The sequence below is a fragment of the Methanobrevibacter sp. genome (assembly GCF_015062985.1).
GTDB lineage: Archaea > Methanobacteriota > Methanobacteria > Methanobacteriales > Methanobacteriaceae > Methanocatella.
The window spans coordinates 41,200-64,477 of the sequence record NZ_SUTI01000005.1 but is presented as its reverse complement, the minus strand read 5'-3'; the positions used below and the strand labels follow the sequence as shown (position 1 = coordinate 64,477).

Sequence of the window (23,278 nt, the reverse complement as noted above, 5' to 3'; positions counted from 1 at the left end):
ATATTCTATTGTATTTTAAAAGTATAAAAATTTTAGAGGTATGTTTCAAGTGTAAAATAATTTACAAAAAAAAGAGTTTATTGAGTGTTTTCAAAAACACTCATAGCTTTAATAATTTTTAAGTCATCCAATGGTTTTGCCTGCAATTGTAATCCTACAGGAATGCCGTCGACTTCTCCTGCCGGAATGCTTGCTGCTGGAATTCCAGCAAGGTTAGCTATAACGGTCAATATGTCGTATGCATACATTTCCATTGGTTCTAATTCAGTTCCGATTTCGTGAGGAAGTTTAGGCACGGTAGGTCCTACAATCAGGTCTACATTTTCAAGCATTGAAGTGATTTCTGCCCTAATAACTGACCTTGCTTTTAATGCTTGTTTGTAGTATTTACCACTGAATTCAGCTTCTGCAATATGGGAACCGATTTTAATTCTTCTTAACACTTCTTCTCCACAAACCTCTTCGATTCTGTAACCGTAGTCTCTTCCATCATATTTTCTGGTGGCTGAGAAGAATTCCACATAGTTGATCAGGTAGTAGGTCGGCAGACATAAGTCGATATAATCAAAGCTTACCTCTACAAGCTCGGCGCCTGCATCCACTAGTTTTTGAATAGCTTTATTGACGGTTTTATTGATTTCATCATCTGTAACGTCAATGAATTCACTGCACACAGCTATTTTCATGCCTTCAAGGGAAGTTTCATCCAGCACTTCAGTGAAATCCGGTTTTTCCCAGTCAAGGGTAGTACATTCGGTTTCATCGTAGTTTGCAATTGTATTTAAGGCAAGTGCAATACCGCTTACATCATCTGCAAGTGGTCCGATTTGGTCTAGACTCATTGATAGGTCAAGCAATCCTTGTCTTGAAACGGCACCGTAGGTTGGTTTGAATCCTAAAACACCACAGTGTGAAGCAGGGTTTCTGATGGATCCGCCTGTGTCTGAACCGATTGATATGTCACACATTTTTGCAGCGATTGCAGCTGCACATCCTCCGCTTGAACCTCCAGGGATTCTGCCCATTGCGGCAGGGTTTTGGGTAGGTCCGTAGTATGAAGTTTCTGTTGAACTTCCTGCTGCGAATTCATCCATATTTAAAATACCGATGATTATTCCGTCTTCAGCTAATATTTCATTGACAACGGTTGCATTGTAGCTTCCAATGTAGTCTTCCAATGTTTTGGAAGCTGCTGAAATAATCAGGTCTTCAACATTAATGTTTGCTTTAATACCAAATACTAATCCAGCCAAAGCACCGACTTCTTCACCATTAGCTATTTTTTCATCAATAATTTCGGCTTGTTTTAATGCATTTTCATAGTTTAATTCAATAAATGCATTAATGGCTTCGTTATTTTCGTCAATAACTTTAATGTAATTTTCTACATTTTCTTTAGCTGTCATTTCTCCATTTTTAATGGAGTTTAATTTTTCAATAACGCTCATTAAAACACCTAATAATCGTAAATTATAATATTATTATTTTATTTTTCAATGTTTATATAGTTGTTTTTTTTCATAACAAAACTCAAAGATAATACAAACTATTTTAATCTAATAATAATTTTTTTAAGTTTAAAAAACAAAGACTATATAAAACATGGCTATTGGTATATGCTTGATAGTTTTATACATGTTATGAGGGCATGATAATATGAAAAAGGCAGTTGTTTTTGATAATTCCGGAACTTTAATAGAAAGATTTAGAGTTATTAAAGATGTTTTAAATGGCAATATATTTACTGATATTAACTCTTTGGATTTGATTGAAGCAGCCGATGCCTTGGCTTTAGTTGTACTTCAATTCAATACTAATAAACTTATAGAACTGGATTCCGATACTTTGATTTCCGATGTCATTAAGGAATATGATATTGATTTTGATATAAGTTTTTCAACCCGTCAGGTCTCAAAGGCTGATGTTAAGGAGATTCTTGACCGTGAAAGTCTCACGAAAGTTTCAGACATTACCGACGGATTTGACATTTTGCGTGAAAAGATTCCGCACATGGAGCTGTGCAACGGATCTGCACTGATTGTTGATATGGATTTGGGCGTTGTTGCATACACCATCACTTCAGCAGGCAAATTTTTCCCTAAGGTCTTTGAAACTGTTGAAACATTAAAATCTCGTGGAATCGAAATATTCATCGCGTCAGGAGACAGAAAAGGTGCCATCAATAGATTGGCTAACATGTTGGATGTTCCGGAAGGTAATGCCTTCGGAACTGTTTCTACCCGAGGCAAATGCGAAGTCGTATCAATCCTGAAGGAAGGCGGATATAAGGTAATGATGGTTGGAGACGGCCTCAATGACATACTCGCATTTAAAAAGGCCGATGTAAGTGTCCTGACAATCGAACAGCAGGAAGAGGTATCCCCTAAGATGATGGACAAGACGGATTATATTATCGAAGACATTTTCGAAGTCACCATGATTGACTTTTAAATAAATTTTTAATGACTTCTTGGCTTTTCAGGATATTGTCAAAGTTGTTTAACTCGATGATTGCAGTATCAATCTTTTTAAGCAGATTCAGGTCTAAAGTTCCTTCACCCAGCGTGATGTGCTGGTCTTTAATTCCATCGTTATCATTCAAATGACAATAGCTTATATTTTTTAACTCCAGCATTTCTTCCAGATTGCCGCATGTGTTTCCATGACCGGTATCTATTGTCAGGCTGCAGCCTGTCGCTTCCTGAATCATTTCTATTTCTTCAACGGTATTTCCTAGGAATTTTCCTCGGACAGGCATGTTTTCCACAGAAATTTCAACATTGGTATTGTCGATTATCTCACCAATGCTCTCACATGCTATTTCCAAGGCCCATTTTCTTAAATGCGGTTCGTTTCTACCGATTATTCCCGGATGTACAGTTATTGTTTTTGCATTTATTTCTTCGGCATATTGGCCGCAGTGAATCATTTGCTTTACACTTTCATTTCTGATTCCCTTGTTCAGGCTTGCTATGTTTATGTCTACTGTTGCCGCATGGATTCTCATGTCAAGGCCACAATCCCTGAATTCAAAGTTATCCTTTTCATAGAAGGGACCTTCCCCGAGAATTTCAATTATTTCAAATCCATGCTTTTTTGCCAAGTCAATTATCTTGTTGTTGTCTTCCATGAATAGTGAAAGTGTTGTGAAACCTAATTTCATGTTTATATATTAGTAATGTAAATATAATAAATGCTTATATATATCAAATTTTGACATAAGGTGAAAAATGACAGATGAAAATTTTGATGAAACTCGCCAAAAGCTCCTTAAACACTTTTCCAATGGAATAACACATAAGCTGATTCTCTGGATTATCTCTAAGGAGCCTATTCACGGTTATGGCATCATGAAGAAATTGGAGGAATTCTTTAATTTTGAGAATTCGAATTGCGAATTGAACTTCAATTCCAGCAAGATATATCCGATTTTATCAAAAATGGAAAAAAAGGGTTTGATTGTTGGTGAGTGGAAAGTGAATGAAAATAATAAGCGGGTAAAGTATTATTCAATAACCGATGAGGGAACAGAACTTCTTAATCAGATTCAGAAAAGTATGAATTCCTTATTGGAAAATCCTTATTGGTTAACTTTTTTTGAAGACATGACAGGAAGGGAGTTTAACAATGAAAAACGCAATTGAAACGGAAAATCTTACCAAAATTTACGATAAGGGCTTTATTGCTGTTAATTCTCTTAACTTGGAGATTCCCAAAGAAACCATTTTCGGAATGTTGGGTCCGAATGGAGCGGGTAAAACAACTACAATTAAAATGCTCACTTGTTTGATACAGCCTACATCAGGAAGAGCAACTGTCGGTGGTTTTGATGTTCAAAAAAATCCTGATGATGTAAGAAACCTTTTGGGAATGGTTCCTCAGCAGGTCAGCTTGTATAAGGATTTGACTGTAATGGAAAACTCACAGTTGTGTGCGGACTATTATGGAGTTCCCAAGGATGAAAGGGATTCACGTATAGAGGATTTAATGGAACTTGTTGACATTAAATATGCAAAGGACAAGCGTGTTGGACAGCTTTCAGGAGGTCAAAAACAAAAGGCTTCCCTTGTTGCCAGTCTGGTTCACAGGCCTGACATTCTATTTTTGGATGAACCTACCATAGGGCTTGATCCGACTACAAAACGCACATTATGGGACTTGATAAGGGAATTGAATGATAATGGGCATACAATAATATTGTGTTCCCATGATATGCACGAAGTGGATATGCTTTGTGACAATGTTGGAATCATCAATACAGGCAATCTTGTAGCTTATGATACGCCTCAAGGTCTTAAGGATGCTCTTTTGGAAAGCAATAAGCAGGAAATCACAAATGCCCTGAGCAAGATTTCAGATGAGAATGAAGTTTCACTTTCATGCAATGATGATTTGGAAAAGCTTAGCCAAAAGAAGATGTCAGTTCTTTTAAAGGATTGTGATGACAGCATTCTTGAATCCATTAACCAATCAGAAGATGTAAAAAGTATGGAAATAGCTAAAAACGGCAGAATAAATTTAAGAATTGACAGCTTTGATGATATGGCTGTTCAAAATGTATTGAATCAGATAATTTCTTCAGGAGCTATTATCAAATCGATTTACACTGAAGAACCGTCTCTTGAAGATGTATTTATTAAATCAACATCTGAGGTGAATGAAGATGATAGAGCCTAAGAAATTCTGGTGGATGATTAAAAAAGAATTGATCAGTTTAAAAAGACATCCTGCAAGATTGATATCAATCCTGGCCTTTCCAATAATCATGATTTTGCTTTTTGGTTATGGAATGGGTGGAGAAATGACAGATTTGCCGATAGTTGTAGTTTCCCAAAGTGACGGCAATTTGACTGATTTGACACTTGACACAATCAAATCAACAGAAACATATCATGTTGTTGAAGTGATTGACAGCCTGAGTGACGGTAAAGAGAGGGTAGATTCGGGCGAGGTTAAAGCGGCCATAATTCTGCCATCCGATTATGATGACAATTCGTCCAGGCAGAAATCAGTGTCCCTTTACCTTGATACGTCAGATCAGATGGCATCTCAAATCCTTGAATCTTCAACCCAGGGAATCTTTTATAGATTGTCCAATATGGTAGCCGCTCAAACCAGCGTTTCAACACAGAATGCCAATGTGGCTCCTTCCTTAGGCCATTCGTTGAATAATTTTAAGGATGACATCAGTCTACACATCAACAGGATTTATGGGAATATCAAATACATTGACTTTTTGGTTCCGGCGATTTTAGGAATGACAATAATGATGAGCTGTATGATGGGTATGGGCGCAACAATAGCAGGTGAAAGGGAAACAGGCGAACTTGCAAGATTGTTCATGACCCCGACTTCAGTCTCCACAGTTATAGGCGGAAAGATAGCCGCAAAGCTATTAATCGAATTGGTAAGGGCATTGATATTAATTTTCATGGCGGTATTATTGTTCAATGTCAGCATCAAGGGCGGTTTCCTGCAGACCTTCATTGTCCTTGTCGTTGGAGCATTGTGTTTTGTCGGCTTTGGTATCATGCTTTCTGCAAGAACTTCAACACAGGAGGACTATGCTCAGATATCCCTTCCGTTTTCGATGCCAATGATGTTTGTTTCAGGAGTATTTTATCCGATAGAAACAATGCCTTGGATTTTACAGAAGCTGGCTTACATATTTCCATTGACATACTTGAATGATGCCATGAGGGGAATCATGCTTAAGGGACAAACTTTAGGTGATGTCTGGTTTGACTTAGTAGTTTTATTAGGTTTTACTCTTTTGTTCTTTATAGTTGGAGTAAAAAGATTTAACAGGGATGTATAGGGGGTTTAATAATGTTTAAAAAATTTTTAATTGGTTTTATAATATGTCTTGTATGCTTATCTCCAATTGCTGCAGAAAATTGGAATTCATTTGCTGGTGGAATAGACCACAGCGGTTATAGGGAGGACGCATCCGATTTCGTAACTAATCTTTGGACTTTCAATATGGGATCTCCTGTTCATTCCTCCCCTGCAATTTATGAGGATTATATTTATGTAGTTTCAGCGGATGGAATTTTGAATGCCATAAACATGGAGACCGGTGAAAAGGAATGGGACTTGGATTTGGACGCCAAGACAAATTCTTCACCAATCCTGAATTCCAGCATGCTGTATATAGGATGTGAAGATGGTTTGAAGGCCATTGACATCAACGACCATGAAATCGAATGGGAATATGATTGCGATTGCGTTGAATCAACTCCATTTTTCGATGATGATGTAGTATACTTTGGAAGCAATGACGGTCATCTATACGGTTTGGATAAGAAGGGTGATGCGGTTTTAGATGTAAAATTGGACGGTGAACTTAAGTCTTCACCGATAGTAGTCAACGATTCAATCTATATCGGTTCAACAAATGCCAAATTATACTGCGTTGGAACAGATAATAAGACAAATTGGGATTTTACAACAGGCGATGAAATCCTCTCTTCTCCGGCTTTTGTCAACGATACTGTCATTTTCGGTTCAAGCGACGGCAATTTATATTGCTTGAACGAGTCTGAAGGGGATTTGATTTGGAAAGTGGATTTGAACAATAAGATAGTTTCTTCACCGACAATCAATGAACATGACTGCAGCGTATATATAGGTTCGGATGAGGGCAATTTGACATGCATCGACATCAGGGACGGAACCGTAAAGTGGAGCCATCCTGTCGGTGATAAGATTCGCTCAACAGCAGCATTAAAGGATAATTTGATTGCATTCGCATCCAACAACGGCAATTTATATGTCTTGAATAAATATACAGGTATTGAGGAATTCACTTATAATCCTGGTACTGTATTGTTCAATTCTGCAATTACTTCCTCACCGGTCATCTATGGCAACAGCCTCTTTTTCGGTGACGATGCAGGATATCTTTATTCATTGAATATAGATAAGCATGAAGTTCCGGGATCAACCCAAATGTATTATTCAATAGCTATTCTAATAATTGTAATTGTTTTAGCCATAGTTGTTGCAAGAAAACTCAAAAATAAAAAATAATTTTTTATTTCATTAAGATATAACTATTATCAAGGTGTAATTCGATGAGAAATATTGAAATTCAGAAAAATGAAAATATGAATCTGGCCGATAAAATCTACATTTTTGATACAACCTTAAGGGACGGCGAGCAAACTCCCGGCGTCGCCTTGACTGTTGATGAAAAAATCCAAATCGCCCAGAAGCTCAACAACCTGGGAGTTGACAAGATTGAAGTCGGTTTTCCCGCATCTTCCAAAGGTGAAATAGAATCAGCCAAAAGAATTGGTGCTTTAGATTTGGATTCAACCCTTGTTGGTTTGGCACGTTCACTTAAAAGTGACATCGATGCTGTCATTGATGCCGATTTAGGCTATGTTCATTCTTTCATTGGCACTTCCCCGCTACATCGTGATTATAAACTTAAAATGTCAAAGGAAAAAATCATCGAAACCGCTGTCGAAGCAATTGAATATGCTAAGGACCATGGCCTGACTGTGGAGTTTTCAGCTGAAGATGCCACACGAACAGAAAAAGAATTCTTGACTGAGGTATTTGGCGAAGTTATTGATGCCGGATGTGATTTTTTGGATGTTCCAGACACTGTTGGCGTATTGACTCCGGTCCATGCCCGCGAACTGATTACATATCTTAAAGATCAATTCAGCATTCCAATAAGCGTACATTTCCACAATGATTTCGGACTTGCTACCGCAAATACATTGACAGCTATTGAATGCGGAGCTAATCAGGCTCATGTAACAGTCAATGGATTAGGTGAAAGGACAGGTAACTGCTCTTTGGAGGAATTGGTCATGACGCTTAAGGTTGCCTATGGAATAGATTTGGGTCTTGACACCACTAGACTATACAGTTTATCCAATCTGGTAGGCAGATTGACAGGTGTGAAGATGCCTGTAAACAAGCCTATTGTCGGCGACAATGCCTTTGCGCATGAATCAGGCATCCATGTCCATGGTATCTTAAACAATTCATCAACTTATGAACCGATTTCTCCTGAAATGGTGGGTCACTCCAGGCGCATTGTTTTGGGCAAACACACCGGAGCCAATGCATTGAAATCCAAGCTTAAGGAGTATCATATTGACTTGAATGAAGAACAGTTCTGCAAAGTTTTTGATGAAATCAAATCCTTAGGCGATAGTGGTAAATGCGTCACCGACGATGATTTGGTAGCTATTGCAATCACTGAACTTTCTTCAGCTCGCGAAACTCCTATTGTCATTAAAGGATTAAGCATTTCCATGGGGGCAAACGTTTCACCTACTGCTACAGTCAAGCTGGAAATCGACGGCGTCGAAAAGGAAACTGCAAGTACTGGTGTAGGTCCTGTTGACGCATCATTGAAAGCTATTCGTACTTTGATTCATGACACAGTCAATATTGAACTTGAAGAGTATAATCTGGAAGCTATTAACGGCGGTACCGATGCTTTGGCGGACGTATTTGTAATCTGTTCGGATCCTGAGGGCAACACGTCCACCGGAAGGTCAATCAATCAGGATATTGTAATGGCCAGTATATTGGCGATTCTTGATTCGATAAATAAATTGCTGCTGATTAAAAGGTCAATTTAATATTATTTAATTTTTTTCAATTTTTTTATATTTTTTTTATTTATTTTTTTTAATGCTTTCTTATGTTCAAAAATTCATTTTTATATTTATATATACTTTATAAAATATTCATTAATAGTATTTCACTGTTTAATAATTATTAGTTAAATATGTAAAATTTTATATACATCTATGACTAATAGTTATATGGTGAATTAAAATGGAGAATAATACAATATTTGTTGGAAGTAAACCTGTTATGAATTATGTTTTGGCAGTTGTTACTCAATTTAATGAAGGATCTGATAGTGTTGTTCTTCGTGCAAGGGGAAAAGCTATTAGTCGTGCAGTTGACGCTGCTGAAATCGTTAGAAATAGGTTTGTTCCAGAAGCTGATGTTACAGATATTCAAATTTCTACTGAAGAAATTGAAAACTATAACAACGAAAAAACTAATGTTTCCATTATAGAAATTTTAATTGAAAAGAGTGAATGAAACTCTTTTTAATCAAATTTCTTTAGGATATTCCTTTCAAAGAGATATTTTGAAAGCAGAATATTTGAAGTTCCTTTTCCTTGGGCTTTCACTTTGCCTTTTTTTATTGCTTTCAATACACTGTCAATATCTTTTTCACATTCTATTAAACTGTAGCAATCTCCTACAAATTTCCAGTAATGAGCATCGCTTGCACCCAATCCGGGAATGCTTTCCTTTTTTGATAGATTTTTTCCCTTTCTGTTGCAGTATCCCACTATGAATCTGGCATTTTTTGTTTCAATCGCATCAATTTTCAAGTCCCTATAATCACTTTTGCATAACAGACCATGTCTGTAAAAACAGTATGGATGAGGTATTATTGCAAGACCACCTAAATCATGAATTCTGTCAATAGTATCTGCCGGTTCTAAGTCACGAGGTATATTTTCCTCACACCCAAAACCAAGAATATGGCCTTTACTTGAAGAAATTTCAATAGATGGAATGGCAAGTATATCTGTATTCCTTGTTTTTTGCATAACTTCACTTGTTCCGTCAACGGTATTATGATCACTTATTGCAATTATGTCAATATTTCTTTCATTGGCGGTTTTTAGAATATCATCAATTTTTGAATTTGAATCCGGCGAGTATTCGCTGTGAATGTGGGAGTCCATTTTAAACATTTTATCTATCTCATTGCTGTTTTAATCAAACCTACTGTTCCGGTCATCATGACGTCCCCTCCGGGAGCTGCATGGTGCCAGTCCAAGCCGGTCTTTTCAATCAGTTCTCTTTTCGGTCCGCTTACAATGACCTTCTCAATTTTTGATATTGGATTTAATACATGTGCGCCGTGCCCAAAGTCTTCATGAACTTCCTCATGTGTAATTTCACCGGAAGCCAGTCTTTTGATGTATCTTTCAAGGGATTCTCCGGTTAGGCTTGATGTGTGATGTTCAAAGACACCCTGAATTTTATCATTTTCTATGGAAGCGGCTGTCGTATGTCCGTTCCCGATATCAATGACGATGTAACTGTTTAATTTCATGGCCTCTTCGTCATAGCACATTCCGGCAATTGATGCGAACTTTGTATCCATCACTAAAGGCACATCGTCGATTCCTTCATCTTTAACCTGTCTTCTAACTGCCTTCATTCTTGTAAAGTAATCCGGTATGTCATCTTTGAAGCCGAATTCAAGTGGGGATATCGGCTCGGATACCTTTTCCCTTATCTTTTCAAATCTGAAGTCCCTGTCGCCCATGTTTTCATTATAGCCATGGTCCTGCACAGCTATTGCAATCTTATCGATGTCGAAATCAAGGTCATAGCCCAAGAGGAATTCGGATAGTTTTGTAATGTTTATGTCGCCCAAGGTGATTTTTGAGTAATCCTTGTATTCCTTTGAATCGTCAGCTATTTCAATTCCCAATGCCTTTACCTGTTCGATATTGTCACGAATGGTTTTAGCGCATTTAGGTTCCATCACGACTTTATATCCTTTTTCCATATGTTCCAGGATACTCTTTTTAATTTTTCCTCCGCCCATGATTTCTCCATTGAAATAAATGTCATTTTCTGTTTCCCTTATCTGTTGGGATATGAACAGGTGCGGAGAGGGTAGAACTATCTTAATTGAGTTTTCCAGTTCCTTTTCAGTGTCATATATCATTATATCCTGGGTTCCTGTTCCCACATCAATTGCTAATATTCTCATAGTCTTTAATTGGTTCTTATGATATTAATATATTTAATAGTACATTTTTGTACAACAAAGCTTTAAATAGTACATCATACAACTTATTATTATGACTTATAAAATTGAATTATCATCAGATGAAGTGCCAAAAAAATGGTACAATATGCTTGCGGATTTGCCTTGTGAACTTCCCGCTCCTAAAAACAGTGAAGGAAAAGACCAAATCGCATCATTACAACTCGCATTTACAAAATCAGCTTTAGAACAGGAATTTGCCAGTGAACGCTATATTACAATTCCTGAAGAAGTGAGAGAATTATATATGGAAATGGGAAGACCTACTCCTTTGGTAAGGGCCAACAGGCTTGAAGAGTACCTCAATACCCCCGCTAAAATCTACTTCAAAAGGGAAGACACCTCCCCTACAGGTTCCCATAAGCTAAATTCCGCTATTCCTCAGGCATATTTTGCTAAAAAGGAAGGTGTTGAAAGGTTGACTACAGAAACAGGTGCAGGCCAATGGGGTACTGCTTTATCCCTTGCATGTAATCTTCTTGATTTGGAATGTACAGTTTATATGGTTAAGGTATCTTTCAACCAGAAGCCTGACAGGAAAAACATCATGAACATCTATAACGGAAACGTTTACGCTTCCCCAAGTGAAAATACAAATGTCGGACGCCAAGTCCTGGCTGACAACCCGGACCATCCTGGTTCATTGGGTGTAGCTATTTCAGAAGCTATGGAAGAGGCTTTAGAAAATGATGAAGTAAAATACTCTTTAGGAAGTGTTTTAAACCATGTAATGCTCCATCAAACAATCATCGGTCAGGAAATGAAAACCCAATTGGAGATTGCTGAAGAAACTCCTGATGTGATGATAGCATGTGCAGGTGGTGGAAGTAACTTCGCAGGCTCTTTGTTCCCATTCATTAAGGATAAAATAGATGGAAACTCCGAAACTGAATTTATCGCAGTTGAGCCTACCGCATGTCCAACACTTACCCAGGGATCTTATGACTACGACTTTGGTGATTCCAACGGATTTACTCCAATGCTCAAGATGTTTACTTTAGGTCATGACTTTGTTGCTCCTTCAGTCCACGCCGGAGGATTAAGATACCATGGAATGTCTCCTATTGTTTCACTTTTAACTAAGGAAGGCTTCATTAATCCTACTGCCGTCCATCAAAGAGACTGTTTCGAAGCGGGAATTACTTTTGCACGTACTGAAGGTGTCTTACCGGCTCCTGAAACTACACATGCAATTAAAGCTACTATAGATCAAGCCTTAAAATGCAAAGAAACTGGTGAAGAGAAAACAATTGTCATGAACTTCTCAGGTCATGGAATGTTGGATTTAAAAGGATATGCTAGCTATTTTGAAGGAACAATGCAAAATGCTAAATAATTCTTCCTCTTATTTTTTTTAATTTTTTTTACTTATAACTTATAACTTATTAGTATTTTATTATATGTTATAACTTATAACTACTAACAAATAACTAATAACTTATTTGTGAAAACAAATACTTTATAAGAGAGAAGTTATAAAATATAACTTATTTGTTAAAAGTTAGTTATGATAAGTTATTTCTTAAAACTTATTTTTTATAACTTAAACGTTTTAACTTAAAACTTAATTCCTATCCCTTAGAAGTTAAAACTGATAAGTTATTTCCTTTAAGTTTTAAATTAAAAGATTTAACTTAATCCTTTTAACTTATACTGAATAACTTTAAAGTTATTCTTTAAACCTTAAGCATTTTAAGTTATAATTCATAACTGATAACTTAAATCTTATCAGATATAGGAGAATTCTTTAAATGAGTGAAGTAATTGCTGTGATGAATCAAAAAGGGGGCTGCGGAAAAACAACAACCGTTGTTAATACTGCAACATCCCTAGCCGTAATGGGTAAATCTGTCTTGGTTGTAGATATGGATCCCCAAGCTAATGCAACAACCAGTTTTGGGATTGATAAGACCAAGATAGAAAATACAATATACGATGCGCTAATTGGGGATATTAATGTTAAAAAAGCAACAATTCCTACGTTTATTAAAAATTTATTTATTATCCCAAGTAATATATCCCTGAGTGGTGCTGGAATGGAGCTTTCCAGACGTGAAAATTATCATATTGTCCTACAGGAAACTCTTAAAGATGTTGTACCATTATTTGATTACATATTCATAGATTTACCACCTTCATTAGGCGTACTTACTGTCAATGCATTAGTAGCTTCAGATAGTGTTTTAATACCTATCCAAGCTGAGTATTATGCTTTGGAAGGTGTCGCTGATTTAATTAATACAATAAAATTAGTTGAAAGAAGACTTAGAAGTCCCACTCCAATAAAAGGAATTCTCCTTACTCTATTTGATAGGAGAACAAGGCTTAGTAAGGATGTTCACAAGGAACTTAAAAGTTACTTTGGTGAATCAAATTTATTATTTAAAACTATCATTCCAAGAAATATTAGATTAGCTGAAGCTCCTAGTTTCGGAAAACCTTGCTTAATTTATGACCCTGAAAGTACAGGTACAAAAGCCTATTTGAAGTTAGCTAAGGAAATTATTCAAAGAGATGAAAATGTTCAATTGAATGAAGCTAGAAAAAATATTGACGTTAAAGGCAAAAGCCAATTTAAGATGGTTAAAAGAAATTTGGAAAGGAGTATGGGAGGTAAATAATGGCTAGAAAAGGTCTTGGAAAAGGATTAGATTCATTGATTCCTGATTATTATAATGAAGATTTTGACAGTAATTCTACCCAATCTCTTGAAGATTTGCTAAATGAAAATGAAGAATCTAGCATAGAAGAAAAAACCATATTCGAACAAATTGAGGAAGAAGATGATCAAGAGAATACTGAAGATTCCGCTGCAAGCAGTGTCTCTGAAGAGCCTGTCCCACAGGAAGAGGTACAAGTGGCTGTTAGCGAATCCGAAAACTTATCTGGCGATAGTAGCAGCGAAGAAACTGTACAAACATCACAAGAAATCAAAATTCAAGAAGAACATGTAGCTGAGGTAAAAGAGATTGTTGATAAGAATCCAAGAATTACCTTATGGTCTTCAAGATCTTCAGCTGTTTTTAGATATTTAAGAAAAACCGAACCGGAATTTAGTATTTCAAAAGAAGCATCCCTTTTAATTGAAGAGGCCGTTGCTAAAAAATACCCTGAAATATGGGCATTGTTTGATGATTACTAAATTTTTTTAATATAATTTTTTTAATCTATTTTACACTTGAAATCGTATTTGGTATATTTTATTAATAATATATTATATATTGATATTTTCTATTATTATGATTCATTTTCCTGTAATTTTAATCAGGTCAAATTCTTTCAATATTAATATAATTTAATGAAAAACCTAAAAATCAAAAGTGGTTTGATATTCACCACTTATTTTTATGTAAGGTTCTGCCCTATCGACTACAACACCTAAATTTCTAAGCTGTTCTTTATTGGAGAATGGCCTTTTTTTGCGAATAGATATGATTTTGCGAGCTGATTTCACACCGATTCCGGGAACTCTTATAAGTTCCACAAGGGGTGCGCTGTTAATTTCTACAGGAAAGATGTCCATATTTTTTGCAGCCAGAATCTTCGGATCCTGTTCGAGTGATAACTTATCGTTTTCATCAAATACAAGTTCCTTAACCTTATAATGATAATCATTAAGCAGACTATCTGCATTATACAATTTTGCAGTTCTATCTGTTGAACAGGCTTGTTTATTTCCAAAATCCGTTTCTTCGATTGGTGTAAATGCGGAGAAATATGTTCTCTTTAAATCGGATTTTTTGTAAATTTTCTCCATTCTACTTAATATTTCCTTGTCACTTTCATTGTTTGCACCGACAATCAGCTGTGTAGTATGGGTAGAATTTGGATATGTAGTGCTTTTGTTCTGTAGAGAGTTTATCCATGACAATCTTTTTAATATATCCTTGTTGTAATCTTTTGTGGATGACAGTTCAGCAAGACCGGATGGTGTTGCGGCCTCTATATTGATACTTACCCTGTTAGCCAGCGCCATTGCCCTAGCAATGGAATCCTTGCTTGCTCCGGGAACAACTTTAAGATGGATATAGTCATCATAACCATATTTGTTTCTAAGCAGATGGATGGTTTCTATTTGCTTTTCCATAGTAGAGTCCACATCGCCTGATATACCTGAACTTAAGAATAAACCGTTAACCAGACCTCTGTTGTAGTATCCAAGAAATGCCTTTGCAAGTTCTTCAGGTGACAGTTCCAATCTTGTAAAGTTCCTTTTAGATTGGTTAATGCAGTATTTGCAGTCATTTTTACACTTGTTGGTAAGCAATGTTTTGAAAAGAGGAATCTTACAGCCGTTATGGCCTATCGCTTCATAAATTCCAGGCAAATTGATCTGTGAACTTTTGTTGTGGCTGACATAGTCGCAAAGATCATATTGCGCAGAGTCTGTTAGGACTTTCATCTTTTCTAATGTACTCATACTGATTATATATTAATATTATATTAAATAAAAATTGAGTTTCACAGTATTTTTTGTGATGTTATTAATTAACAATAATTATGAACGAATTCATTTGACTGGGTATATTTTATGCAATTATTTCTACAAATGTAATATAAATATTACATTCCTTTTTTTAATAAAATTCCAAATTTTAATTTTTTAGTATATCTTTTTGCTCAATGTTAAATATACTATTCAGATTTTTTTTTGTTCTATTGTATAAAAACAAAATATTATAGTAAACTTTATATTGAACAATTTGTAATAAATTAATATGCATATATGTTTGGATTATAGCAGATATAATTAGAGCATGTATGTTAATGAAAAATTTGTTAAAAAATAGTATTAAATATTTGAAAAAAATCGGAATTAGATAGATTCCTACTTAAATTTAGGGACTGTCGAAAGCTTTAACCAAGCTTAATCATGAGCAATCATGATTCAATTCTAGGAGCTAACCTAGTAAAAAAAACAATCGGGCTTTCTATTTAATTTTAGTCCAAATTTTAAATAGAAAGAATTGGGTATTAACCCAATAATAAATAATCTAAATATAACTATTTGCTATATTTACATAGGTATTGGCATCAGTCAAACCGGTTACTTTAAATCATTAGGGATCTAATGTTTTTCAGTGGCCGCTTATAGTTATATATTTATTTTATTTATTATCCTACTTTTTTTTATCAATTCTTTAAGAGTTTAATTTATTTTACATCTTCCAGGTTACAATATAAAGATTTATATAAGTTAAAGTTCAATATATCAATTGATACATTTAAAGTGCTTTTTTGTATTTTATTGTATTATTCCAAAATTTTTTTCTATTATATTGTATATTATTTAAGGACAAATGTTTTCACTTGGTTAAATTTAACGATAGTGCTGATTTAGTATTATTTATTGTATTTCGAAGTTTTTTTGTATTTGTATATTATTTAAGGCAAAGTTTTCCGTTGGTTAAATTAAAACGATAGTGCTATATTTTAGTATTATATGTATTAATTTTCGCAAGTTTTTTTCCATTATTTCTTATTATTAAAAGGCAAAAAGTTTTCATTAGAATTAAAGTTAAACGGTATTAAGTTTAGAAAAGGAGATATTTATGCATTTCAAGCGATATATGTTTTTAACTTTAATACTATTTTTAACGATATTTTCGATTTCATTTGTGGCGGCAAGTGAAAATCTAACATACGACCAAAACACGGGTGAACTAAATACTCTATCGATGTCTGATGCAAATCCATTCGAGGGAACTTCAAACACTTTGGCTGTGGATTCTATCGATGAAGCAGGTAACAATTCATTGCGTACGGACAGTGAAATAGATGAAATTGAAATAGATGGTTATAAAAAGAAAACTAAATTATTGCTTTCTAGTAATAATACAGAAATAAATAATGATAATGATGATAAAATACTTGGTGCTGCGAACGGTTTAAACGTTCTTGGTGCTAGTAATGATTTTGAAATAAATAATGATGATAGTTTAACAACTTTAGGCGCTGAGAAAGATTCTGAACTTCTTGGTGCTGTTAATGATGAGCCTGTGCTAGGTGCTACATATAATTTTCATACTGGTGACACAATAGCTGATATATTTAATAGAATTATAAATGCTCAACCTGGAGATGTAATATATCTAAATGGTGGAACCTATAGACAGGGAACTTATCAGACTGTTTCAGGGCGGCATACTATTCAAAATGTTAAGATTTTTGGAGGAAGTGAAGATGATCCATCTCAAGTTGCTACATTTGAAGTGGGTGATGATGGAAATGTATTTGGTTTCAGAGGCGCTCAACAAAACGGGAAATATACTACTGCTAATGGTTATGATTTAGTGGACGTTACTTTTGAAAATTTAAAGTCTTCCGGGAGAATGTTTGAATTCTGTAGCGGATCTTTGACAAATGTTGTTTTTAATAATATTGAGACAAATCAGCAAATGTTTTTCATATATGGAAGTGCCTATGATTCTACTGGTGCTCGTAATCCTCAGCCAACAACACTGACTAATGTTAATTTCACCAACTGTAAACAAACTTATCCTGGTGATAATGGTGTTGATGACGGTAGCGGTCAGTTCGGTGTTCTCTTCGGTGCCAAACTGGTTGGATGTAACTTTATTAATACAAGCTCTGCTAATCACGGTGGTGCTTTTTGTCTTTCAGACGAATATCGTGGTGGTCCTCAAGAAGTTGCAAGTAGTTTAATTAATTGTAATTTTATCAATATTACTTCTAGATGGTTTGCAGTTTATATACATGGAAATTACACCGAGACTGGTTATTATATTTCAGGACCTCAAGTGCTTGATAACTGTAAGTTTATTAATTGTACAGGAACAGGCGAATATGGTGGTGCACTTGGAATAAGTCATAACAATGTAATTATAAGAAACTGTGATTTCATCAATAACACTGGTGGACAAGGTTCCGCTGTTATGGTTGGTGGAATTGACCACGACCATGACGGATTCTGGGGTCTTAATACTCAAGGAAATAATATTACACTTGACAATTGTAACTTTATAAATAATGTTGCAAAAACTGAAGGTCAAACTAGTTCATTGTGTATAGCCAGATGGCATAATGTAGAGGATGGAGGACGTACAAATCAAACACTTTACAGATATGAAAATGGTCAATACATTCCAGATCAAAATGGTGAATGGTATTGGAAGCATGATGAGGATTTGACATTCAATGCAAGCGGTAATGCAGCTGCTGTTTATGTGTATGGTAATGATACCAAAGTCTTCAATACCGTCTTTGAGAACAATAAGGCTTCAAATGATGGTGGTGCTGTTTACATTTATGGTTGGGGAACTCATTTTGAAAATTCAACCTTACATGATAACTCTGCTGTCAATGGTACAGTATACATCGAAGGTCCAAATACAAAAGTTATCAATACAAACTTTACCGATAACACTGCGAACAATGGTGCAGGAGTTTATATCATAGGTGAAAATACCTACATTGCCAATTCAAACTTCAATAATAACACTGCAGATCCTGACTCCGGTGTAGGTGGTGCTATTGACGTTATTGGTGACCATTGTACTCTTTTAACTGTTACTTGTACCAACAACACTGCTTCTCGTGGTGGTGCCGGATTTATCCGTGGTAATAATACAAAAGTTACAAACTCAACATTTGACAATAACAACGCTACCTTTAGAGGCGGAGGTTTAAACGTTTACGGTAACAATTTCAACGCAACAGACGTTGAAGTGTCCAACAACAATGCAGGTACCGACGGTGGTGCTATTTATGTTAGAGGTCATAACGCATCATTTGAAGATGTAACATCCATTAACAATACAGCTTCCAGAGGAGGTTCCACTTTTGTAGAAGGGGACAATACTAAAGTTATAAATGGTGTTTTAGACAATAACAGAGCTATCTTCAATGGAACTGAAGGTTCCGGTAGAGGTGGTGCATTGGACCTTGCTGGTGCAAACTGTCAAGTTCACGACCTTGAAGTGTCCGATAACCGTGCAGACGGTGAAGGTGGAGCAATATACATCAAATCCGATGATTTAAAAATTTATAATATTAACTCTACCAACAACACAGCTTTGCTTGGTGGTTCAACATTCATTTACGGTGAAAACATTGTTGTTCACGATTGTATCTTTGACGGAAACAATGCTACTCTCCGTGGTGGAGGTTTGAACATTTTCGGTAACAATTGTACAGTTTATAACGTAGATGTATCCGACAACAATGCAGGTGCCGAAGGTGGTGCTGTATATGTTAGAGGTAACAATGCAACATTCTACAATGTTACTTCCGTTAACAATACCGCTTCCAGAGGAGGTTCTACATTTATTATAGGTAACGATACTACAGTTTACAATTGTACTTTAGATAATAACAGAGCTCTTTTCAACGGAACTGAAGAATCCGGTAGAGGTGGAGGATTAGACCTTGCTGGTGCAAACTGTGATGTTCACGACATCGATGTGTCCAATAACTTCGCAACCAATGAAGGTGGAGCAATATACATCAAATCCAGTGATTTAGACATTTATGATATCCACTCTGTCAATAACAGTGCTAAACGTGGTGGTGCTGTATACATTGAAGGTAACAACATTACCATTTCACATTCAGTGTTCAACGACAACAAAGCTATTTACAATGATAGTGAACCTGAAACTTCCGGTCTTGGTGGTGCTGTAGACGTTGTAGGTAACGACTGTAAATTCATCAACGTTACTTCAGTAAACAACACAGCTCATCGTGGAGGTTCCACATTCGTTCGTGGTAACAACACCGTTGTAAAAGACTGTATCCTGGACAACAATATTGCTGACTTACGTGGTGGTGGTATTAACGTTGCAGGTGACAACTGTACTATTGAAAACGTTGACGTATCCAACAATAGGGCAGGCCTTATGGGTGGTGCTATTTATGTTAACTCAAATGGTACTAGATTGACTAATATTACTGCTGATAACAACACTGCTCAACGTGGTGGTGCTGCATTCATTAACGGTACTGACATTATCGTTACAGGTGGTGAGTTGAACAATAACAGAGCTATTTACAATGGATCTGAGAATACCGGTTTAGGTGGTGCATTCGATATTGTTGGTGACAATATTCTTGTAGATGGTACTCACTCTAACAATAACACTGCTTATCGTGGTGGTTCTACATTCATCCGTGGTAATGATGTAACTGTTCAAAATTGTAACTTGGACAATAACTCTGCTGATTTACGTGGTGGTGGTATTAACATTGCTGGTGATGGTTGTACAGTTGAAAATGTTAGCGTATCTAACAATAGGGCAGGCCTTATGGGTGGTGCTATTTATGTTAACTCAAATGGTACTAGATTGACTAATATTACTGCTGATAACAACACTGCTCAACGTGGTGGTGCTGCATTCATTAACGGTACTGACATTATCGTTACAGGTGGTGAGTTGAACAATAACAGAGCTATTTACAATGGATCTGAGAATACCGGTTTAGGTGGTGCATTCGATATTGTTGGTGACAATATTCTTGTAGATGGTACTCACTCTAACAACAACACTGCTAGACTTGGTGGTTCTACATTCATCCGTGGTAGTAACGTAACAGTTAAAAATTCCAACCTTGACAATAACTCTGCTGAATTACGTGGTGGAGCATTGAACATTGGTGGCGGTATAGGTTCTCAAATCATCAACGTTAGCGCATCCAACAATGAGGCTGGTACTCTAGGTGGTGCTGTTTACGTTGAAGGTGATAAAGCCTTATTTGATAATGTTACTTCTATTCACAACACTGCTGTGGAAGGTGGTTCCTCATATATTGCGGGTAATGAAGTAATTGTTAGGAACTGTAACTTGGACAATAATAGTGCTACTGACAATGGTGGTGGACTATACGTTTCTGGTGACAACTGTACCTTTGAAAATGTGGCTCTTTCCAATTGTAATGCTACCCAATTTGGTGGTGCTGTTTACGTTGAAGGTAACAACGATGTTTTCGACAATGTTACTTCCATTCACAACACTGCATATCATGGTGGTTCATCTTACATTAATGGTAACAATACCACAATTATGAATTGTAACCTGAACAATAATATCGCTTATACCGGTGGAGGAGTATACGTTGATGGTAACGATTGTAAGTTTGTAAATGTAAGCCTTTCAAATTGTATTGCTGAAGAAAATGGTGGTGCAATATTTACTGATGGTAATTTCACATCTCTGGATAATGTCACATCCACAAACAACACTGCAGGATTTTATGGTGGTTCATCATATCTCTCTGGAGTTAATGCTACCGTTAATAATTCTAAGTTCATAGATAATCATGCTTTGGCCGGTGGTGCAATAGATATTGAAGGTGATAATGCCACATTTACAAATAATGACATTTTATATAATGATGCAAATTCCGGTGGTGGAGTTTATATTTCCGGACATGGCTCTGAATTTTCAGACAACCAAATGTCCTATAATGAAGCTAACTTCGGTGGTGCAATTTATATAGACGGATCAAGTTCAGAATTTACTGATAACAACATTACATTTAATAAAGCTACCTCCTATGGTGGTGCAGTATATATTTATGGTTATGATGATGAGGTTACTAATTTCACAAGCAACAACATTTCATCAAATCGTGCTACCCGCTCTGGTGGTGCAATATACAGTGAAGATGAAAGTTTAAACTTTAACCAAATCTATGCATTTAATAACACTGCTCTAAAAGGTGGTTTTGCAAACATCATTTCTTCTAACGATTTAGATGTTGAAAACTCAACATTCATAAGCAATCATGCGTTAGGAAATATTAGTGATGGTTATGGTATTGGTGGTGCATTCATCGTATCAGGTACAGCCAATGCAACCATTCAAGGTAATTTCTACAACAATACTGCGGAATTCGGAAACGGATCTGCAATTTATGTTGAAGACTCTACTTTGAAAGTATATGACACAAGGTTATATGACAACTTGGCACACTCTTGGGCCTTACCAATATCTCCTAAAAAAGGTACAGTTTACCGTTTAGGTGAAGAGATAATTGTAGAAATCTGGCATATAGGTGGAGACAATATCGCTAACGGTATCCATAGTAAGGATGCTCAAAGTAATGTTACTATAAATAATATTACATATGAGTTCTATAATCATGGTAACCGAACTACCAAAACAACAGACGCTATTGACCAAACTCCGGTCATTGGCTGGGAAAACAGTGGTGATGGTAATCTTGTTTATCTTGATGATTTAGAAGACAATCAAGAGATATTCTACACTATAACCAAAATCGGTGTTGGCGAAGAACCAGATCCTTCCGATATAACTGATATTAGAGGTAGTATACGCTTAAATCTTACAGGATATTCTGTTGGAAGATACAGAATCGATGCAAATTATCTTAGAACTACTTATTACACAGAGATTTCAAACGTGACATGGATTATCATCTATGATGTATCCGAAATCAATGTAACTAAGGTTTGGGATGATTATGACGATTATGATGGTATCAGACCTGATAATGTTACTATTCAATTGTATAATGACACTGGTTTAGTAAGTGAAGTAGTTTTAAACGACACTAACAATTGGACATATGTTTTCGATAATTTAAATATTACAGATGAAAATGATAGTGTAATTAATTATACAATTCGAGAATTGCCAATTGATGGTTACTTAACTGTAATTAATGGTACTAATGGAACTACTGCATTTGTGACTGTTACTAACATTCATGTTCCTATGACTAGTGTAAATGTTACTAAATATTGGGATGATGGTAATAATGCTTGGGGTACTAGACCTGATAATATTACTGTTTACTTATTAGCTGATGGTACTAGGATTGCTAATGCTACATTGAATCGGTCTAATAATTGGTATCATTCTTTCGAAAATTTAACAGTATTTAATGGTACTGAAAAGATTAATTATACTATTGAAGAAGATAATGTTACTGTTAATATGACTAATGTTCCTGCTGGTGTTCGTGCTCTTGAGTATGTAAGTGTGATTAGTAATAGTACTGCGTATAACTGGACTGTTAATAACACATTGATTACTGTTGTTGATGTTACCAAAATTTGGATTGATGGTAATAATGCTTGGGGTACTAGACCTGCTAATATTACTGTTTATTTATTGGCTGATGGTGTCAGGGTTGCTAATGCTACTTTGAATGAGTCTAATGGTTGGTATCATGAGTTTACTAATTTGACTGTCTTTAATGGTAATGATCCTATTAAATATTCTATTGAGGAATTGAATGTTACTGTTAATATGACTAATGTTCCTGCTGGTGTTATTTCTGTTGAGTATGTAAGTGTGGTTGATAATAGCACTGCTTATAATTGGACTGTTAATAACACTTTGGTTACTGTTGTTAATGCTACCAAGATTTGGAATGATGGTAATAATGCTTGGGGTACTAGACCTGCTAATATTACTGTTTATTTATTGGCTGATGGTGTCAGGGTTGCTA

Annotated in this window: 15 protein-coding genes and 1 pseudogene; 11 read left to right on the top strand and 5 right to left on the bottom strand. The window is 35.7% G+C overall.

The window, feature by feature from the left end:
• Window positions 1-77: 77 nt before the first annotated feature.
• Window positions 78-1,448: an Asp-tRNA(Asn)/Glu-tRNA(Gln) amidotransferase subunit GatA gene (gene gatA / locus E7Z77_RS03515; RefSeq protein WP_292750311.1), complete on the bottom strand. Its 1,371-nt coding sequence runs from the start codon at window positions 1,446-1,448 to the stop codon at window positions 78-80.
• A gap of 208 nt (window positions 1,449-1,656) precedes the next feature.
• On the opposite strand from gatA, the gene E7Z77_RS03510 reads away from it, so the two are divergent.
• Window positions 1,657-2,451, top strand: coding sequence for an HAD family hydrolase (locus tag E7Z77_RS03510; protein WP_292750308.1), 795 nt, complete (start codon window positions 1,657-1,659; stop codon window positions 2,449-2,451).
• Here E7Z77_RS03510 and E7Z77_RS03505 read toward each other — a convergent pair.
• Entirely contained in the window at window positions 2,432-3,163 is a 732-nt protein-coding gene (locus E7Z77_RS03505) for a sugar phosphate isomerase/epimerase family protein (protein ID WP_292750305.1), read from the bottom strand. The genes E7Z77_RS03510 and E7Z77_RS03505 overlap by 20 nt on opposite strands.
• Before the next feature lie 67 nt (window positions 3,164-3,230).
• On the opposite strand from E7Z77_RS03505, the gene E7Z77_RS03500 reads away from it, so the two are divergent.
• From E7Z77_RS03500 to albA, 6 genes are all read left to right on the top strand, one after another.
• Entirely contained in the window at window positions 3,231-3,644 is a 414-nt protein-coding gene (locus tag E7Z77_RS03500; RefSeq protein WP_292750302.1) for a PadR family transcriptional regulator, read from the top strand.
• The gene (locus E7Z77_RS03495) at window positions 3,628-4,677 is read left to right on the top strand and encodes an ATP-binding cassette domain-containing protein (RefSeq protein WP_292750300.1); all 1,050 of its coding nucleotides are present in this window, start codon (window positions 3,628-3,630) and stop codon (window positions 4,675-4,677) included. Before E7Z77_RS03500 ends, E7Z77_RS03495 begins: the two co-directional genes overlap by 17 nt.
• Entirely contained in the window at window positions 4,664-5,818 is a 1,155-nt protein-coding gene (locus E7Z77_RS03490) for an ABC transporter permease (RefSeq protein WP_292750297.1), read from the top strand. The genes E7Z77_RS03495 and E7Z77_RS03490 overlap by 14 nt, the downstream gene beginning before the upstream one ends.
• A gap of 11 nt (window positions 5,819-5,829) precedes the next feature.
• The gene (locus tag E7Z77_RS03485) at window positions 5,830-7,032 is read left to right on the top strand and encodes a PQQ-binding-like beta-propeller repeat protein (RefSeq protein ID WP_292750294.1); all 1,203 of its coding nucleotides are present in this window, start codon (window positions 5,830-5,832) and stop codon (window positions 7,030-7,032) included.
• Window positions 7,033-7,076: 44 nt separating this feature from the next.
• Entirely contained in the window at window positions 7,077-8,609 is a 1,533-nt protein-coding gene (locus tag E7Z77_RS03480; RefSeq protein WP_292750291.1) for a 2-isopropylmalate synthase, read from the top strand.
• Between the two features lie 199 nt (window positions 8,610-8,808).
• Window positions 8,809-9,084, top strand: a complete 276-nt coding sequence (albA, locus tag E7Z77_RS03475) for a DNA-binding protein Alba (RefSeq protein WP_292750288.1) — start codon at window positions 8,809-8,811, stop codon at window positions 9,082-9,084.
• An 8-nt stretch (window positions 9,085-9,092) separates the two neighbouring features.
• Here the strand turns inward: albA and E7Z77_RS03470 are convergent, their stop codons facing one another.
• A complete protein-coding gene (locus E7Z77_RS03470; RefSeq protein ID WP_366510237.1) occupies window positions 9,093-9,752 on the bottom strand; it encodes a PHP domain-containing protein in 660 nt (219 codons plus the stop codon).
• A 5-nt stretch (window positions 9,753-9,757) separates the two neighbouring features.
• Entirely contained in the window at window positions 9,758-10,786 is a 1,029-nt protein-coding gene (locus E7Z77_RS03465; RefSeq protein ID WP_292750283.1) for a DUF1786 domain-containing protein, read from the bottom strand.
• Between the two features lie 91 nt (window positions 10,787-10,877).
• On the opposite strand from E7Z77_RS03465, the gene E7Z77_RS03460 reads away from it, so the two are divergent.
• From E7Z77_RS03460 to E7Z77_RS03450, 3 genes and pseudogenes are all read left to right on the top strand, one after another.
• On the top strand, window positions 10,878-12,179 hold the full coding sequence (locus E7Z77_RS03460) for a TrpB-like pyridoxal phosphate-dependent enzyme (RefSeq protein ID WP_292750282.1): 1,302 nt from the start codon (window positions 10,878-10,880) through the stop codon (window positions 12,177-12,179).
• A gap of 415 nt (window positions 12,180-12,594) precedes the next feature.
• Window positions 12,595-13,359, top strand: a pseudogene (locus E7Z77_RS03455) (ParA family protein); the annotation flags it as partial.
• 104 nt (window positions 13,360-13,463) lie between these two features.
• Complete coding sequence (locus E7Z77_RS03450; RefSeq protein WP_292750279.1) at window positions 13,464-13,985, top strand: AAA family ATPase; 522 nt, start codon at window positions 13,464-13,466, stop codon at window positions 13,983-13,985.
• Between the two features lie 165 nt (window positions 13,986-14,150).
• On the opposite strand, the gene E7Z77_RS03445 is transcribed toward E7Z77_RS03450, so the two are convergent.
• Window positions 14,151-15,263, bottom strand: a complete 1,113-nt coding sequence (locus E7Z77_RS03445) for a radical SAM protein (protein ID WP_292750277.1) — start codon at window positions 15,261-15,263, stop codon at window positions 14,151-14,153.
• Between the two features lie 1,258 nt (window positions 15,264-16,521).
• Here E7Z77_RS03445 and E7Z77_RS03440 point away from each other — a divergent pair.
• On the top strand, window positions 16,522-23,278 hold a 6,757-nt coding region (locus E7Z77_RS03440), incomplete at its 3' end, for a Cna B-type domain-containing protein (RefSeq protein WP_292750275.1).